Source organism: Paenibacillus sp. B01 (assembly GCF_009649995.1).
Taxonomy (GTDB): domain Bacteria; phylum Bacillota; class Bacilli; order Paenibacillales; family Paenibacillaceae; genus Paenibacillus_O; species Paenibacillus_O pasadenensis.
The window spans coordinates 2,887,693-2,903,415 of sequence record NZ_CP045802.1 but is presented as its reverse complement, the minus strand read 5'-3'; the positions used below and the strand labels follow the sequence as shown (position 1 = coordinate 2,903,415).

Here is a 15,723-nt window from a genome sequence, read left to right as displayed (position 1 = left end):
GTGAATCAGCTGTTGGTACCATTATAAACGGGCCGGCTGCGAGATAAGTTGCAACAAAGTTACAAAACCAGTTACGCTAGTCTACGAAGCCCGATTGACAGCCAAAAAGGAGAATGCCCGCATGAGCCGCAGATGGCTTGCCCTCGTATCCGTCATCGTGATCTACGCCGCCCTGATCTATTATATCGGGTGGAATCTCTCGCTATTCCTCGCCAGCCAAGGCTTGTCGCCGGGAATCGGCATGTGGACGGCCGTCGTGCTCGCGTCCGTCTCGTACTTCCTCGCGATGGCGCTCGTCCGCTTCTGGGGAGCGCTGCCGGCGCGCTTGTTCAAAGCCGCCGCCTCCTACTCCATCGCCGCGCTGGAATACCTCATCCTGCTGCTGCCGCTCGCCGATCTCGGCTGGCTCGCCGCCCGCGCTACAGGCGTCTCGTTCGACGCTTATGCCGGCGCCGCCGGCTGGACCGTGCTGCTGCTCCTGCTCGTCCTGCTCGCCTGGGGCACGCGCAACGCGTTCAGCCCGATCGTGCGGCGCCACAGCGTGCAGGTGGACAAGCCGATGGCGGATCGGGACAGCGTGACGCTGCTCGTCGCGTCCGACATCCATCTCGGCGACATCGTCGGCAAGCGCCATCTGAGAAAGCTTGTCCGCATCAGCCAGGAGCTGCGGCCGGACTTGATCCTGCTGCCGGGCGACGTGCTCGACGACAGCGTCAAGCCTTTCCTCCATCTGCGCATGGCGGAGGTCATCTCGCAGCTGAAGGCGCCGCTCGGCACGTACGCGGTGCTCGGCAACCACGAATATTATGGCGGAGACATCCCCGCCTACGTCGGGGCGATGAAGCAGGCGGGCATTCCGGTGCTGCAGGACGAATGGATCGATGCGGGAGGCATCGTCATCGCCGGCCGCAAGGACCGCACCGCCGAGTCGCTGCCCGGCGCAGGCCGGCTGCCGACAGCCGAGCTGCTGCGCGATATCGACTCCTCGGCGCCGATCGTGCTGCTGGACCATCAGCCGTACGGCTTCGCCGAAGCGGCCGCGGCCGGCGCGGACGTCCTGCTGTGCGGCCATACGCATCGCGGCCAGTTCGCCCCCAACCATCTCGTCACGCGCCGCCTGTTCGAGCTCGATTGGGGCTACATGCGCAAGTCGCTCACGCATGTGTTCGTCTCCTCCGGCTTCGGCAGCTGGGGACCGCCGGTCCGGCTGTTCAGCCGCAGCGAGGCGCTGCTCATTACGTTGACGTTCCGTTCATCCTGATCGATCATCTTGGTTTGGTCTGACCGCCCGGTTTTACCGAGCGGTTTTTTAAATGCCGTTAAAGGTTTACATAACTATCCTTAGAAAGTAAGCATGCCGCACGGAAGCTTGTCGGGGGAAACGGCAGTTGCTACAATACGGAGGAAAAGATTGGAGGAGCCGCTCATGAACATCTTGAAGGTGAAGGACCGCATGGAGCTGGATCGGCGCGTTCCCTCCATGCCGTGGTATATCGAGAAATTCATCAACTACAAGCTGCCCGACCTCTCTCCCTCCTCGCTGCTCGAATACGTGCGGGACTATGAGGCCTTCCTCGGCTGGCTGATCGCCGAAGGCTTGGCGGCAGGCCCCGCCCTGTCCGATGTGAAGCTCGAGGAGCTCGAGAAGCTGCACATGGACAGCATCGACGGCTACCGCATGTTCCTGGCGTCCAAGCCGCTGCACGCCAACAGCCGCACGACCGTCTCGCGCAAGCTCAGCTCCCTCCGCTCGCTCTTTCATTATTTGAGCCAGATCGCCGAGGACGAGGACTTCTATCCGCTGCTCAAGCGCAACGTGATGGCCAAGGTCGCGATCAAGCGCACGCATAAGCCCAAGGATACGGCCGCCAAGCTCGAGGGCAAGCTGCTGCAGGAGGAGGAGCTCGACGAATTCCTCCGCTTCGTCAAGTCGGAGTACGGCCAGGATCCCGCGCTCAGCAAGCAGGCGCTGCACGCCTTCGAGAAAAATTCGACGCGCGACTGCTGCATCGTCAGCCTCATTCTCCACTCCGGCCTGCGCGTCTCCGAGGTCGTCAACCTGAACGTCGACGATCTTGATCTCAAAAAAAAGCTCGTCTATGCGTACCGCAAGGGCAGCAACGATGATACGTTCAAGACGCCGGTCTATTTCCGCCAGCAGGCGGTGGAGGACCTGCAGGCCTACCTGCAGCTGCGGGACATCCGCTACGCCGCTCCCCGCAAGGAGAAGGCGCTGTTCCTCGCCGTCGCCAACGGCAAGAAGGAAGGCTCGCGCATGACAAAAAGGGCCATCCAGGAGATGGTCCTCAAGTACGCCAAGCGGTTCGGCAAGCCGTATCTGTCCGTGCACAAGCTGCGGCATTCGTTCGCGACGGATTATTATTTGCGCAACGACCTGTACAAGACGCAGGAGCAGCTCGGCCACGCCTCGCCGGACACGACCCAGATCTATGCCCATCTGACGGACAAGACGATGCAGGAAGCGATCGACCGCGAACGGGACCGGGAAGGCTAGCCTCCCGGTCCCGCCGGATTCCCGGCGAAGCCGCAGCCTAGCGGTCGAACAGCTCCGCTAAAGCCGCGTCTCCTAGCGGTCGAGCGGCTGCGCCAAAGCCTCAGCTCTTAGTGGTCGAACAGCTGAGGCTGCGCGCCTTCTTCGACCGCGTAGTCGAAGTCCTCGATGTCGAATACCTGCACCGGCACCTCCGCCTCGATCAGCCGATCCTGGAACTCGTATTGATCCGACAGGATCGGAATATCGAACTTGGAGGCCGTCAGCAGCAGCTCCGTCTCCACCGGATCGAAATATTCTCCATAATGCGCATTGTCCACCGCGTTCACGACCGTAAACTGGATGCGGTCGTTCAGGATGAGCGGAGAGCTCTCCCTCCACGGCACCGTCAAAGCGCGCTCGATCTTCTTGCGGTTGAGCGAATCCTCGAAAAATAGGATCAGCTCGCCGATCTTGCCCCGCACGAAAGCGTCCTCGGTCGGATCGTCCATGACGGGCTCCGGGCTGTCCTTCATCTCGTATAGCTCCAGAACCGTGGAGTAAGGCAGCACGAAGTCAACCGGCAGGCTCGGAACGAGCAGCTGTCCATAAGTCGCCACCATGACCGCTTCAATCACAAATCTCCGCTGCATTCCAGATCCCCCTCTATAAGCCACATAACCGTGTTAGTGAATCCATTATACATGAAATCCCCTCTGCGCCATAGAGAAAGCCTGCGGTTGCCTCCAAAATCAGGCGAAGGTACAATAGCTAGTACATCAGGCGCCGGCAAGGCGTCCGAACGGAGGTTGAAGGTACGTTGCAGCAGGAACAAGTCATCATCATCGGCGCCGGACCATGCGGCCTGGCCGCGGCTCTCGAGCTGCGCGCCCGCGGCATCGACGCGCTCATCATCGAAAAAGAGAATCTCGTCCACTCCATTTCCCAGTACCCGACCTACCTGAGCTTCTTCAGCTCCCCGGAGCTGCTGGAGATCGGCGGCGTGCCGTTCACGACCGCGCAGGAGAAGCCGACGCGGCTGGAGGCGCTCAACTACTACCGCACCGTCGCGCTGCGCGGCGGCATCCGCGTCCACGCCTACGAGAAGGTCGAGTCCGTCGTGCCGCAGCCGGACGGCTTCGCGCTGAGCACGCGGACGAGGCATGGCGAGGAGCGGGCCTACCGCTGCGCGGCGGTCGTTGTCGCCACCGGCTACTTCGATCATCCGAACCGGATCGGCATTCCCGGCGAGGACTTGCCCAAGGTCAGCCACTTTTTCCGCGAAGCCCATCCGTATACCGGCATGGACGTCGCGATCATCGGCGGCAGCAACTCGGCCATCGACGCCGCGCTGGAGCTTGAGCGGGCCGGGGCCAAGGTGACGGTCGTCTACCGCAAGCCGGCTTATTCCCCATCGATCAAGCCGTGGGTGCTGCCCGTGTTCGAGAGCCTCGTCCGCAAAGAGCGAATCCGCATGCTGTTCCACTCCCGCGTCGTCGAGATCGCGCCCGCGAGCATCGTCGTGCAGAGCGAGGACGGCGAGCAGGCCGAGCTGCCGAACGATTTCGTGCTCGCGCTGACCGGCTTCCATCCGGATCGCGACTTCCTCCGCTCCATCGGCGTGGCGATCGAGCCGGAGGGCTATCCATACTTCGACTCCGACACGATGCAGACGAACGTGCCGGGCGTCTACCTGGCCGGCGTCGTCGCCTCGCGGCATGAAGCGAACGAGATCTTCATCGAGACGGGACGCTTCCACGGCGTCAAGATCGCCGATCATCTGCTCGCAAGAGCATGATCGAAGCCAATTCTGGACCGGTCCGCGCTCGCGGCCGGTCTTTTTCGGTTCCGGCCGTCTTTTAGTTAAGAGGATTAATGGTTTACATAATTCGGCTTACAAAAGTAACGCCTCCGTAAAATGGCCCTTATCCAAAAGGGCCATCTGAACCCGGCTTCGTCAAAGCGATTCGAGCCGAGCGGACAAGACCGTCCGCCAGCTGTCGGCCAGCTCCGGCACGGCCAGCAGCTCGCGGATCGCCTGCGCGTCCTTCTTGGCCGTGTAGTAGATGCGGTTCGCCTCGGCGACGGTCATGCCGTGCGCGGGGCGATGCTCCAGCGACAGCTCCATGCCGGCTGCGGCCTCTCCTTCTTCGACGACGCGGAAATAATAGCCGGTCCGCCCGCTCTGCTGGACCCATAGCGTCAGCTGCGGCTCCTCATGCCTCAGCCCGAGCTTGAAGCAAGGCTGACGAGGCTGGCTGACCTCCAGCAGCGCCTGTCCGCAGCGATAGCGGTCGCCGATGACGACCGCTTCCTCGTCCATCCCGCTCAGCGTCAGGTTCTCGCCGAAAGCTCCCCAGCCGAGCTGCCGCTCCAGCCGCTGCTCCCACTCCGGGTAATGATGTCCGGAATAGGCGCAGACTGCCTTGTCCGGCCCGCCGTGATGCTTGAGGTCGGCTTGTCCGTCCCCATCCGGCCCGGTCCTTCCGAGACGTACCGCGTCTTCGCTCGGATATTTAAAGATGCCGGTCATGACCGTCTGGCTGCCGTGGCGGACAGCCGCCGGCAAGCCGACATTGACCGAAACGATCCTGCGATCCTTATGCTCCACCTGCTTCCGCCTCCCTTTCCGGCCCATTATAAAAGAAGCGGGCGCCCTCCGGCAACCCGCCCCCTCTTCTCGACACCGAAAGCCGTCTTTGCGACAGGGCGTGTCGAAACTTTTTTAATCGTGTTGCATTCTGCGCTTCCCCGGGAAATAGTCAGGCCCAACATTTCCCGAGCCTATTGGGGATGGGAGCGCTCCAGCTGCAGCAGCTCCTGGCGGCTCGGCAGGCTGCGGCTGTCCGCCGCTCCTGCGGCGGCAAGCGGCCGTGAAGCGAGCAGCGCCGCCGCGAGCCAGACCAGCGCCGCGGCCAGGGCGGCCGGGCTGATGGCGGCCGCGGCCGCCGCGACAACGGCCAGGACGGCGGCCGCTGTCCAGCGCAGCAGCCCGCGCGCTGGCCCGGGCGACCAGAGCGGAGCCAGCGCCGGATGCTCCTGCCCCCGACGCAGCCGCAGCAGGCCGGAGAGCGGAAGCAGCAGCGCTCCATGATGCAGCATGACGCCGAGCGCGAGCAGGAAGGCCGTCTGCGCGCCGCCGGAAGCCGGCAGCAGCGCCGAGCCTGCGGCAAGCGCCGCTGCCGCCAGGACGGCCAGCATGGCGGCTCCGTCGTAGGTGCGCCGCTTGACGGCAACCCGCGCGAGCCGGGCCAGGGCGGGATGGCTGCTGTCGCGGGCGAGCGCGCCGGCAAGCCTCGTCGAGGCGAACAGCAGCGAGAGCGAGCCGCCCAGCAGGCTGACCGCGACCAGCGCGTCAAGCGCCAGCACCGCGCCCGGCGAGCTCGCGATGGCCGAGCTGACGGGGTGGAGCCACGCGCCGGCTGCGCCGCCGAGCGGCCGGGACGCGGCGTACATGGCGGCCAGCGCCAGCAGCACGTAGCCGCCCGTGTATAGATAAGCCGCCGACTGGAACTGTCCCCAGGGCAGACGCATCCGCGGCTCCACCGTCTCCTCGGCCGCGGCTTCCGCCGCTCCGCCGGACAGGAACAGCCTCCACAGCAGCAGCGCGCCGAGCGCCCAGTCGGCGTTCAGCGGAACGGCGCCCGTCCCCGCGCCTTGACCGAGCGGCGGCAAGATCGACGGCAGCGAGTAGTTCGGCCACAGCGCCCCGGCGAGCAGCGCCAGCAGCAGCAGGCAGCAGCCGATCTGGACGGCGGCGACCGCCCGCTGCACGAAGCCGAAGCAGCCGTTGCCGGCCAGGCAAACGAGTCCTTGCAGCGCCAGCGCGACCGCCAGCGCGACTGCCGCGACCGCGGCGGCTGATCCGCCGAGCCAGCCCTGCCAGGACTGGCCGAGCCAGCGGGCCGCCTCCAGGCTCATCCAGGCCGCGAGCGCCCACTGGCCGCCGAGCCGCAGCAAGCCGCTCGCTCTGCCGGCCGCCTTCCCGGCCAGCCATTCGGCCGCGTGGGACGTTCCTTTGGCCGTCGGGACGGCAGACATCAGCTCCGCCGACACCGCATGCACGGCCAGCGCTCCCAGGCCGAGCAGCGGCCAGGCCCACAGGATAAGCCCGCCGGCCGCCTCCGGTCCGGCGACATGCAGGAACAGCGCTCCGCCGCCGAGCAGCGCCATCGCGTTGAACGGCAGCGCGAACGCGGCGAACGGCCCGAACGCCCTTTTCAGCCGCTGCGCATATCCGTATCGGTTCAGCTCGCTCTTGTCCTGCATGAACTGGATGTAGGCCGCGTACTTCGTCAGCGACTGGTATCCGCCGAGCTGGCGCCGCCGCTCCGCCGCCGCGAACACGGCAAGCCATGCCAGCGCCGCCGCCCCGTACATGCCGAATCCGATCCAGATCCACATGCCCTCGTCCCCCTTCGCTCCCTTAATCGTTGACGTCCATGACGCCGAGCGGACCGTCCTCGCGGATCAGGTCGGTCAGGTCGTAGACGGAAATCGGAAAATAAGGAAAACCGAACACGTAAGGGGTGATCTCGTACACGCTGAACCAGATGACGAGCGCGCGGTCGGCGATGTAGTAATCCTGGTCGGGCCGGATGCCCTCGAACGGCTGCAGCGTCTGGATGTCCCGCTGCTTGATCTGGAGCGCCACCAGCTCCGACAGCCGCTTGCGGTAGTCGGAGCCCGGCTTGAACAGCCCGGACAGCGGAATCGGCTTGCCTTCGTCGTTCAGGAAGGTGAGCGAGCGCTGCAGCGTCAGGCCGTGCGCTCCGCCGGTATAGGCGTAGTTGAAGAGCGAGAGGCTGAGCACGCCCTTCTGGTTGTTCTTGAGCTCGTAAAAGCCGAGCATCTCGGAGCGGGGATCGTCCAGCGAGCCCTGCTCCTCCATCAGCATCCGCGCCGCCGAGCGGATCGAGCCGTTGATCGCGGCTGTCGCCTCCTCCTCGCCTGCGATCGAGACGACCGGCAGCAGCAGCTCGGTCTTGGGCCTGACGACGCGGCTCGTGTGTACGGAAGCCGGTTGCACGAACGGCATGATTCTCCACCTGCCATATCCATAGAATCGATCATTCCGATTGTATGAAGGGAGGGCGGAAAATCATGCCGCTTGGTCAAAGCAAGTTCTTTTCGCGCTCGGTCAGCCTGCGGCCGTTCACCTGCAGCGCGACTTTGCCGCTGTTCAGCCCGATGATGCGGTCGGCGTAGCGCTCGGCCCAGTCGCCCTGATGGAGCACGGCGATCACGATCAGCCCCTGCTCCTTGCACAGCCGCTTGAGATCGCCGAGCACCTTCTCCGCCGCGTGAGGGTCGAGTCCGGACACCGGCTCGTCCGCGAGCAGCACCTTGGCGCCGTGGACGAGCGCTCGGGCGATGGCGACGCGCTGCCGCTCGCCGCCGCTCAGCTTGTCCGCCTTGCTGTGGGCTTTGTCGAGCAGGCCGAGCTTCTCGATCGTGTCCATCGCGCCCATGTAGTCGTCGCTGCGGACCATGCCGGTCAGCCGCCGGAAGACGGATGCCTGCGCCGCCGAGCCGACGAGCACGTTCTTGAGCGCGGTGCGGCCGGGATGAAGCGACGGCTTCTCCTCGATCAGCGCGACCTGGCGGCGGATCCGATAGCGGCCCGACCAGGTCGTCGGCACTTCCTTGCCGTCCAGCTTGTACGTTCCGGAGGTCCAGCTTTCGTGAAGCGCGAGGCATTTGAGCAGCATCGACTTCCCGCTGCCGCTCGCTCCCTTGATGGCGATGAATTCCCCGTCGTCCGCCCGGAAGCTGATGTCGTCGAGCACGGTCGGGCCGGCGGGCAACTGTTTCTTGAGATGGGCGATATGGATCATGGCGCTGCTGCACTCCTTCTGGCGGTCCGGCATGAATTCGCTGCCGGCCTGCAATCGTTGTCATCCTTATTCCACCAGTGTACGGGATTGAAAAAACACTTTCCACGCGAACAAATGTTTGCTATAATCAAAACAGGAACAAACGTTCCTCCATTCCTTGATCTGGAGCGTGATCGAGATGAATTGCAACCACCTTCGATTTGTCGAACGCCACCGCCCCTTCCGCGATCTGACCTTCAAATTCTACGATGACGGCCGGCTGACGATTATCGACAACGGCTCCCGTTCCTCCGTGACTCCTTCGGAGCTCAAGGGCGAGAGCCGCGATTTCTATGTCCGGCAGCGCATCGCCTTCATCAAGAAGAATCTCGCCGCCAAGACGCAGCGATACGCATAGATCGGCTGCGGCGCCGACGCGACCGTTTGACGGATGTTCCCCGGTGCAGTAGATTGGAGTCAAAAGCTTGACTGCTCCAGTCAGACCAGAAGGGACAACGACCGCTTATGGCCAAGCCTACGCCGCAGACCATCCTGTTCGATCTGGATGACACGCTCATCCACTGCAACAAATATTTCAATCTGGTCATCGACCAGTTCGTCGACGCCATGCTGACCTGGTTTCACGCCTATCCCGAGCTGACGGAGGCTGTCATCCGCCGCAAGCAGCAGGAGATCGACATCGCCGGCGTCCATGCGATCGGCTTCAAGAGCGACCATTTCCCGCAATCCTTCCTGGACACCTACATCGACTTGTCCCGACTTACCGGACGCGAGGAAGGCTCCGATGAGATCGACCTGCTGTGGAGCATGGGACAGAGCGTCTACGAGCAAGAGGCGGAGCCCTACCCCGATATGGAGAGCACGCTCGAGGAGCTGGCCGAGGCCGGCCATCGGCTGCATCTGTATACGGGCGGCGAGCCGCTGATCCAGCAGCGCAAGGTCGATCGGCTCGGCCTGCAGCGGTATTTCGGAGATCGGATCTATATCCGCCAGCACAAAAATACCGCCGCGCTGGAGGACATCCTCCGCTCGGGCGGATTCGACCGCTCCCAGACGTGGATGGTCGGCAATTCCATCCGCACCGACGTCGTGCCGGCGCTTTCGACCGGCATCCATGCGATCCACGTGGAGCCGTTCACCGAGTGGGAGTACAATATCGTGACGATCGATGTCGAGCCCCAAGGGGCGTTCCTGCAGCTGAAGCATCTGCGGGATGTTCCGCAGGGCATCGCCTCGTACCGCGGCCGAATTTCCTAACGGCCTGAACCAAAAAGCGAAGGGCATGAGAGGTTCCGGATTTCCGGTCCTTCTCATGCCCTTCGCTTTTGTCCTTTTTTGACTGCGGCGCCGCGGCTCATTTGCGCAAGCCCGTGAAGACGATCATCGCGTGCAGCGGCTTCCAGATCTGACGGCTCATACGGCCTCTATAATCGGAATTGTTCGCTTTCGGCGTCAGCTCGTTCACGGCGTTAAACAGCCTTCTGTGGGTGGCGGAGCTTCGATGATGGCGCTGGATCTCCATCTCATGTCGGTAAATCGTTTCGTACATCGGTTCATTTCTCCTCGCGGGCTGGATTGGATTCGTTCTTTGTTCTTCTTTTTGCCCTGAACCAAGTATCTCATGACATAACAGGAACAAAAAGTGTACAATTAAATCCGAATGCTTCCTCTTTTTCAGGAAAGAAAACGCTGCCCTTGGCCCGCATCGCTTGTCCCGGATGCGATGAGCCAAAAAAAGGAGAAAGGAACTGTCATGCTTAGCGCCGAGAGGTATTTGCTGCTGCTCGACCATTACCGCGTCATGGACCCCGATACGATCGTCGAGGTGTCGCTCGAGGAGCTGGCCGAGCTGTTCCACTGCACCGAGCGCAACGTCAAGCTGATCATCCGCAAGCTGGAGGAGGAGAACTGGCTGCGCTGGCATGCCGGCCGCGGCCGCGGCGTCCGCTCGCGCATCGAGTTCCTCATGAGCCGCGAGCAGTTCCTGCTCGATACGGCCAAGCAGATGGCCGGCAACGGCGATTATCAGAAGGCGTTCAGACTGATGAAGCATCATGGCGACCGGACCGCGGCCCGAGACCGCTTCGTCGACTTCCTGAACGGCCACTTCGGCTCCGACCGGATCGCCGAGGGCCTCTTGGACCAGCGGGACATCTTCCGGCTGCCGGTCTATCGGCCCCCCGTGTCGCTCGATCCCGCCCGGATGTTCTTTTCGTTCGACTCCCATCTGATCCATCAGATTTTCGACCGCCTGCTCAACTTCGACGCGCGCGAGGGCAAGCTGCTCCCCTCCCTCGCCCATCACTGGGAATGCAGCGACGATGCGCGCGTCTGGGTGTTCCATCTGCGCAAAGGGATCCGTTTCCACCACGGCACGGAGATGACCTCCGAGGATGTATGCTTCACGCTCAACCGGCTGGCGGACGGCCAGCCGAACCGGTTCCTGCTGGAGACGATGATCGCCGCCGTGCCGCTCGACAACCGGACGGTCCGGCTGTCGCTGCGCCAGCCGAACCGGCTGCTGCCGCGGCTGCTCTGCTCCGCGGTCGCCTCCATTCTGCCGGCCGATCTCGTGCGGGAGGATCCGGAGCGCTTCTGGCAGCTGCCTTCCGGCACCGGGCCGTTCCGGCTTGCCCGCTGGACGCCGGAGCGGATCGACCTGTCGGTGCATGAGCATTATTTCCAAGGACGCGCTTATCTCGACGAAGTGCAGATCGCCGTCATGCCGGAGGACATCCCGACCGAGACGCGGCAAAAATGGGGCCAGATCATGGCGAGCGACAGCCGCCTGACCGTCCGGCCCGAGCAGAAATGGGGCCAGATCCGCACGCTCAACAAAGGGTGCAGCCTGATCTCGTGGAACCGGAGGAAGTCCGGTCCGCAGCGCTCCGTCGTCTTCCGGCAGGCGGTCGAGCTGGCCGTCGACCGCTGGGGACTCAGCCGCGCGGTCGGGGACGCCTGCCGGCCAGCCCACAGCTACATGCCGGCGATGCCCGATTTTCCGATCCTGGAACGATACGAGCCGGAGACGGCGAGACGCCTCCTGGAGGAGCATGGCTACGACGGGAGCCCGATCGTCCTGCTCACCAGCCCCGCCTACCGGAGCGAAGCGTACTGGCTGCAGGAGCGCCTGGCCGAAATCGGCATTCCGCTCGAGCTGCGCTTCGAGTCCCATTCGTCGATCTACCCTCCCGAGCTCGTCATGGAGGCCGATTGCATCCTGCAAAATCTCGTTATCGCCGAGGACGAGGTGTGCGAGCTGGAAAACTACCTGCAGGACTCCAGCTACATGCGCCAGCATATGGATGAATCGCTGCTGCACTGGGTCAGGCGCAACCTCGATCATCTGTTCTCCGCCGAGCTGCCGGAACAGCGAAAAGCGCTGCTTCGGCAAATCGAGCAGCGCTTGCTGAACGAGCATCAGATCCTGCCCCTCATCCACCGGGCGATGAACACGTACGTGCATCCTTCCGTCCGCGGCATCGACATCAACAAGCTTGGATGGATGGATTTCAAGGATGTGTGGCTCGTGTCGGAAGCTCAGGAGCGCTCCAGGGAAAGCCTCGTCTCTCCGGTGTAGGGAGGCGCCAGCTCGAGACGGCCCTTGCGGCTTTGTCCGTCCTCGCCGTTGAACGCCAGCACGCCCGTTTTGCCTTTGGCGAGCAGCGCGCCTAGCATCGTCACGCTCAGCTTCTTGCCGTGCTGCTCCTTCCAGACGACGAAGCGGCAGCCTTCGCGGAAGCGCGAGCAGCCGTAGCCGCGGCTGCCTTCGATGACGGCTCCGCCGCAAAGAGGGCAGGCGCCAAACGCCTGTCGCTCCCGCACGCCCGACAAGACATCGGAGGCGGAAGGCTGTCCGGCGCTCGCCGGCGAGGCGCGCAGGGCGCTCGTCCCCGGCCGCTGCTGCCCGCCCGGCCGCTGCTTGCCCGCCGCTGCGGCAGCGGGACCGGCGCCGGCGCTCGCCCCCGATCGCTTGGCCGGAGCGGCGCCGGCTCTCGTCCCCTCCCGCTTGGCTGGGGCGGCCGGCGAGCTTGAGCCGGCTCCGGACCTGCGGCCGGACGGACCTGCCGCCGCCGAAGCCGGCTGCGAGCGGCCGCCGGCCGCTCGGGCAGCGCCTTTGCGTCCGCCTTTGCGCTCGGGCTCTTGGAAGGTGCCCGCCGGGGCGGGCGGCTGCTGCCGCACCTTGTCGACGATGGAGCGGGCGAACAGCTTGACTTTGTCCATGAACGCCTCGTCCGAGGCTTCTCCGCGCGCGATCTGCACGAGCCTCCGCTCCCACTGTCCGGTCATGACCGGCGAGGCGAGCAGCTCGACTCCCGCTCCGCGGATGAGCTCGATCGCGGAGGCGCCCTTCGGCTCGATCTCCAGCTTCTTGCCTGCCGTCCGGATGTAGCCGACCTGCTTGAGCCGCTCGATCGTAGCGGCGCGCGTCGCCGGCGTGCCGAGGCCGCTGTCCTTCATCGTCTCCCGCAGCTCCTCGTCCTCCATCGCCTTGCCGGCGCTCTCCATCGCCTTGAGCAGCGTGCCCTCCGTGTAGGGCTTGGGCGGCTGCGTCGCCTTCTCCTCCGCCTTGGCGGACTTGCAGCGCGATGGCGCCTCGGGATCGACGGCGAACTCGCCGTCCGTGAGCGTCTCCTCGTCCGCTTCGTCCTCGGCCGCTCCTTTGGAGCGGCTTTTTTTCTTGTCGCCCGGCTCCGCCTCGGCTTGGGTCACCTTCCAGCCCGGGTCGAGCAGCTGCTTGACCCGCGTCCGGAACGTCTCCTCCTCCACGACGGTCATGACCGTATGGTTGCGGTAGACGGCAGGTCCGTAATAATGGGACAAGAACCGGCGCACGATAAGATCGTAAATCTTCTTCTCGTCCGCGCTCAGCGAGCCGGGACGCTTGGGCGTCGGCAGGATGGCATGATGATCCTCGACCTTGGCCGGGTTGCAGACGGCCTTGTTCCCTTTATGTACCTTCCCGCGGTCCGCTCCGGCGGCAAGCTCGCCGTATTCGGTTCCTCGCAGCATGTCGAGCGCCTTGGCCATGACGGGGATCGTCTCTTCCGTCAAATAGTTGGAACTCGTCCGCGGATAGGTGATGACTTTATGCTTCTCGTACAGCGCCTGCGCCACGTCGAGCGTCTTTTTGGCGGGGAAGCCGTAGCGGCCGTTCGCCTCCCGCTGCAGCAGCGTCAGGTCATGCAGGCGGAACGGATACTCCTTGGACTCCGCCTTCTCGTAGCTGGCGATCGTTCCGGTCTTGCCCTTGACCTTGTCCGCGATCGCGGCGGCCTTGGCTCCGTCCGTCAGGCGATCCCCCTGCCAGATTCCTTTGTACTTGGCCCCCGGCTGCTCGAACGACGCCTCGATCCGGTAGTACGTCTCCGGACGGAACGCCTCGATCTCCCGGTGGCGGTCATACAGCAGCGCGAGCACGGGCGTCTGCACCCGGCCTACGGTCAGCAGCGCGCGATGGCGGATCGTGAACGCGCGCGAGGCGTTCATCCCGATCAGCCAGTCCGCCTCGCTGCGCGCCTGGGCGGCCCGCGTCAGCGGCGCATATTTGTCGTCGCTCGCGAGCTGCTCGAAGCCGCGGCGGATCGTCTCCGGCGTCAGATCGGAGATCCAGAGCCGGTCGACCGGTTGCGTCAGCTTGAGATGGCGGCGGATGAAATGGAAGATCAGCTGGCCTTCCCGCCCGGCATCGCAAGCATTGACGATCCGGCCGCATTTGCGCGCGAGCTCGCCGATCACCTTGAGCTGGTCCTTCGTCCGCGGGTTCGGGGACAGCTTGAACACGTCCGGAATGATCGGCAGGTCGCTATCCTTCCATTTTTTGTAGCGCGGGTCGTAGTCGTCGGGCTCGGCGAGACCGACGAGATGACCGATAGCCCAAGTGACGACGAACCGCTCGCCCTCGAGATGAGTGCGGCGGTTCTGCGCCTTGGGCTCCATGACGGCCGCGATGTTGCGGCCCATATCGGGTTTTTCGGCGATGATCAGCGTCTTCAGCTGCACCGGCTCCTCTCCGTCGGCGAAAGAGGCTCCATGCGCCAGCCCGGCCGCGGGCCATCCGTCAGGCCGCGATCTCCTCCAGCATGTCCAGGATGCTCTGGACGCCCTTGGACCAGTTTTTGTCCTCCGCATACTTGCGGTTGATCCAGACGATCGCGTCGCGGTCCTCGGGACGGTTTTTGCTGAGGTTGACGACCGTTTTGGCTGCGATCATGGACGATTCCTCGATCGTCGTATTGAAGTTCTGCCAGCTGTAATGCACATTGAACGGATTGTTGGCCATCTGCTTGGCCCGCTTATGGTCGTCGGGCACGAAGCTCTGTTCCTGTCCCGTTATGGCGAACAGCAGCAAGGGATGAATATTGTAATGGCGCGCCGCGTCGAGAATCGCGTCCATGTAGCGCGATCCGGCCAGCATCGAGGAGCGGCTCTCCAAAAAGCGCTGCAGCGCGGCCTCGTCGATATCGGCATATTGCAGCGATTGCGGAAGATCGTTGTCCATCCTCGGGCTCGGCTCGGCTGCCGGCGCCGCGGCGGGCTCGGCCGCCGCATGCTTCGGCTGCGCCGCCTGGGAAGCCGCCTCCGGCTGCTCCAGTGCAGCCGCCGAAACGACCGCCATGCCCGCCGTTTCGGAACGGTCATGGAGCAGCGACACGACGTACACGAGCATGCCTCCCATGATCATGACGCATCCAATGGCAGCCGTCAAGATGCGCATGCTCGGCATTCCGGCGAGCCAGGACGACCCGGCCCGCTGCTCCTCCATCGGTTCGGACGCACCCGGCGAGGAGGCGTCCAGCTCCTTGGCGATGCGGCCCAGCAGCGCCTCGCTCCCGCGCTCCGAGCGCGCAGGCTTGACCAGACGCAGCACGCGCTGCAGCTCCCGGTCCTCGACCGTGACGTCCAGCTTGCGCTCGATCCATTCGCGCAGCGGCCGGACGATTCGCTGGTCGCGGATGTCGAGCTCCAGACAGGCTTCGACGACATCGTCGCGGCGGACGAAGCCTTTCTGGATGAGCTTGCGGCGCACGAGCCGAGAAGCCAGCTCTTTTTTGATGCCCTCTGCGAAGTCGGGCAGCTGATGGAAGATGACGCGGCGGATCGCTTCCGCGACCAGCTCGCTTTTTTCGTTCTGGGGCTTCCCCGGATATTTATCGTCGATAAAGGTTCTGATATGGCGGATATCCGAAGGAGTAACAATCGCGGCGCCTTCTGGCATGTTCACGTGACATCTCTCCTTAATATGAATGAGGTTCAAAAGACAATAGGCCGATTGTACCATAATTCATAGAAAGAGAGCCGAAAAAGGTTTTGGACATACCGCCGCTTCTCTCCTGCATGCCCAGCATTTTCCACCGGCCGTTCGGATATGCCGCGACACCGGATCGCCGCTGC

General features: G+C 63.9%; 14 protein-coding genes. 5 read left to right on the top strand and 9 right to left on the bottom strand.

Annotated features, from left to right (window positions below):
- The first annotated feature begins 121 nt into the window (after positions 1-121).
- Positions 122-1,261, top strand: coding sequence for a metallophosphoesterase (locus GE073_RS12535; RefSeq protein ID WP_153783562.1), 1,140 nt, complete (start codon positions 122-124; stop codon positions 1,259-1,261).
- Positions 1,262-1,426: 165 nt separating this feature from the next.
- A complete protein-coding gene (gene xerS, locus GE073_RS12530; RefSeq protein ID WP_153783561.1) occupies positions 1,427-2,515 on the top strand; it encodes a tyrosine recombinase XerS in 1,089 nt (362 codons plus the stop codon).
- A gap of 107 nt (positions 2,516-2,622) precedes the next feature.
- Here the strand turns inward: xerS and GE073_RS12525 are convergent, their stop codons facing one another.
- A complete protein-coding gene (locus tag GE073_RS12525; protein WP_028597707.1) occupies positions 2,623-3,144 on the bottom strand; it encodes a hypothetical protein in 522 nt (173 codons plus the stop codon).
- Between the two features lie 167 nt (positions 3,145-3,311).
- On the opposite strand from GE073_RS12525, the gene GE073_RS12520 reads away from it, so the two are divergent.
- Positions 3,312-4,289: a YpdA family putative bacillithiol disulfide reductase gene (locus GE073_RS12520; protein ID WP_153783560.1), complete on the top strand. Its 978-nt coding sequence runs from the start codon at positions 3,312-3,314 to the stop codon at positions 4,287-4,289.
- Positions 4,290-4,448: 159 nt separating this feature from the next.
- Here the strand turns inward: GE073_RS12520 and GE073_RS12515 are convergent, their stop codons facing one another.
- The 5 genes from GE073_RS12515 to GE073_RS12495 all read right to left on the bottom strand — a co-directional run bounded on the left by GE073_RS12515 (position 4,449) and on the right by GE073_RS12495 (position 8,788).
- A complete protein-coding gene (locus tag GE073_RS12515; RefSeq protein ID WP_228551463.1) occupies positions 4,449-5,102 on the bottom strand; it encodes an MOSC domain-containing protein in 654 nt (217 codons plus the stop codon).
- Positions 5,103-5,275: 173 nt separating this feature from the next.
- Positions 5,276-6,895 carry an amino acid permease gene (locus GE073_RS12510; protein WP_153783558.1) on the bottom strand — a complete coding sequence of 540 codons (1,620 nt, stop codon included), beginning with the start codon at positions 6,893-6,895 and terminating at the stop codon, positions 5,276-5,278.
- Between the two features lie 22 nt (positions 6,896-6,917).
- Positions 6,918-7,529, bottom strand: coding sequence for a DUF3298 and DUF4163 domain-containing protein (locus GE073_RS12505; RefSeq protein WP_153783557.1), 612 nt, complete (start codon positions 7,527-7,529; stop codon positions 6,918-6,920).
- Between the two features lie 76 nt (positions 7,530-7,605).
- Complete coding sequence (locus tag GE073_RS12500) at positions 7,606-8,328, bottom strand: phosphonate ABC transporter ATP-binding protein (protein ID WP_028597702.1); 723 nt, start codon at positions 8,326-8,328, stop codon at positions 7,606-7,608.
- A 127-nt stretch (positions 8,329-8,455) separates the two neighbouring features.
- Positions 8,456-8,788, bottom strand: a complete 333-nt coding sequence (locus tag GE073_RS12495) for a hypothetical protein (protein WP_153783556.1) — start codon at positions 8,786-8,788, stop codon at positions 8,456-8,458.
- 44 nt (positions 8,789-8,832) lie between these two features.
- Between GE073_RS12495 and GE073_RS12490 the strand changes: the two genes are divergently transcribed.
- Positions 8,833-9,585, top strand: coding sequence for an HAD family hydrolase (locus tag GE073_RS12490; protein WP_028597700.1), 753 nt, complete (start codon positions 8,833-8,835; stop codon positions 9,583-9,585).
- A gap of 97 nt (positions 9,586-9,682) precedes the next feature.
- Here GE073_RS12490 and GE073_RS12485 read toward each other — a convergent pair whose 3' ends face one another.
- On the bottom strand, positions 9,683-9,877 hold the full coding sequence (locus GE073_RS12485; protein WP_028597699.1) for a hypothetical protein: 195 nt from the start codon (positions 9,875-9,877) through the stop codon (positions 9,683-9,685).
- A 204-nt stretch (positions 9,878-10,081) separates the two neighbouring features.
- On the opposite strand from GE073_RS12485, the gene GE073_RS12480 reads away from it, so the two are divergent.
- Positions 10,082-11,908, top strand: a complete 1,827-nt coding sequence (locus GE073_RS12480; RefSeq protein WP_052332988.1) for an ABC transporter substrate-binding protein — start codon at positions 10,082-10,084, stop codon at positions 11,906-11,908.
- Here GE073_RS12480 and GE073_RS12475 read toward each other — a convergent pair.
- Entirely contained in the window at positions 11,869-14,325 is a 2,457-nt protein-coding gene (locus GE073_RS12475) for a type IA DNA topoisomerase (protein ID WP_153784727.1), read from the bottom strand. The two genes, GE073_RS12480 and GE073_RS12475, sit on opposite strands and share 40 nt — an antisense overlap.
- A 64-nt stretch (positions 14,326-14,389) precedes the next feature.
- A complete protein-coding gene (locus tag GE073_RS12470) occupies positions 14,390-15,553 on the bottom strand; it encodes a glucosaminidase domain-containing protein (RefSeq protein ID WP_153783555.1) in 1,164 nt (387 codons plus the stop codon).
- Positions 15,554-15,723 lie beyond the last annotated feature (170 nt).

Excerpts from the sequence above, each read along its gene's own strand:
- GE073_RS12505 (WP_153783557.1), bottom strand. The coding sequence starts at position 7,529 with ATGCCGTTCGTGCAACCGGCTTCCGTACACACGAGCCGCGTCGTCAGG.
- xerS (WP_153783561.1), top strand. The coding sequence starts at position 1,427 with ATGAACATCTTGAAGGTGAAGGACCGCATGGAGCTGGATCGGCGCGTT.
- GE073_RS12490 (WP_028597700.1), top strand. The coding sequence starts at position 8,833 with ATGGCCAAGCCTACGCCGCAGACCATCCTGTTCGATCTGGATGACACG.
- GE073_RS12480 (WP_052332988.1), top strand. The coding sequence starts at position 10,082 with ATGCTTAGCGCCGAGAGGTATTTGCTGCTGCTCGACCATTACCGCGTC.
- GE073_RS12535 (WP_153783562.1), top strand. The coding sequence starts at position 122 with ATGAGCCGCAGATGGCTTGCCCTCGTATCCGTCATCGTGATCTACGCC.
- GE073_RS12500 (WP_028597702.1), bottom strand. The coding sequence starts at position 8,328 with ATGATCCATATCGCCCATCTCAAGAAACAGTTGCCCGCCGGCCCGACC.
- GE073_RS12525 (WP_028597707.1), bottom strand. The coding sequence starts at position 3,144 with ATGCAGCGGAGATTTGTGATTGAAGCGGTCATGGTGGCGACTTATGGA.
- GE073_RS12485 (WP_028597699.1), bottom strand. The coding sequence starts at position 9,877 with ATGTACGAAACGATTTACCGACATGAGATGGAGATCCAGCGCCATCAT.
- GE073_RS12510 (WP_153783558.1), bottom strand. The coding sequence starts at position 6,895 with ATGTGGATCTGGATCGGATTCGGCATGTACGGGGCGGCGGCGCTGGCA.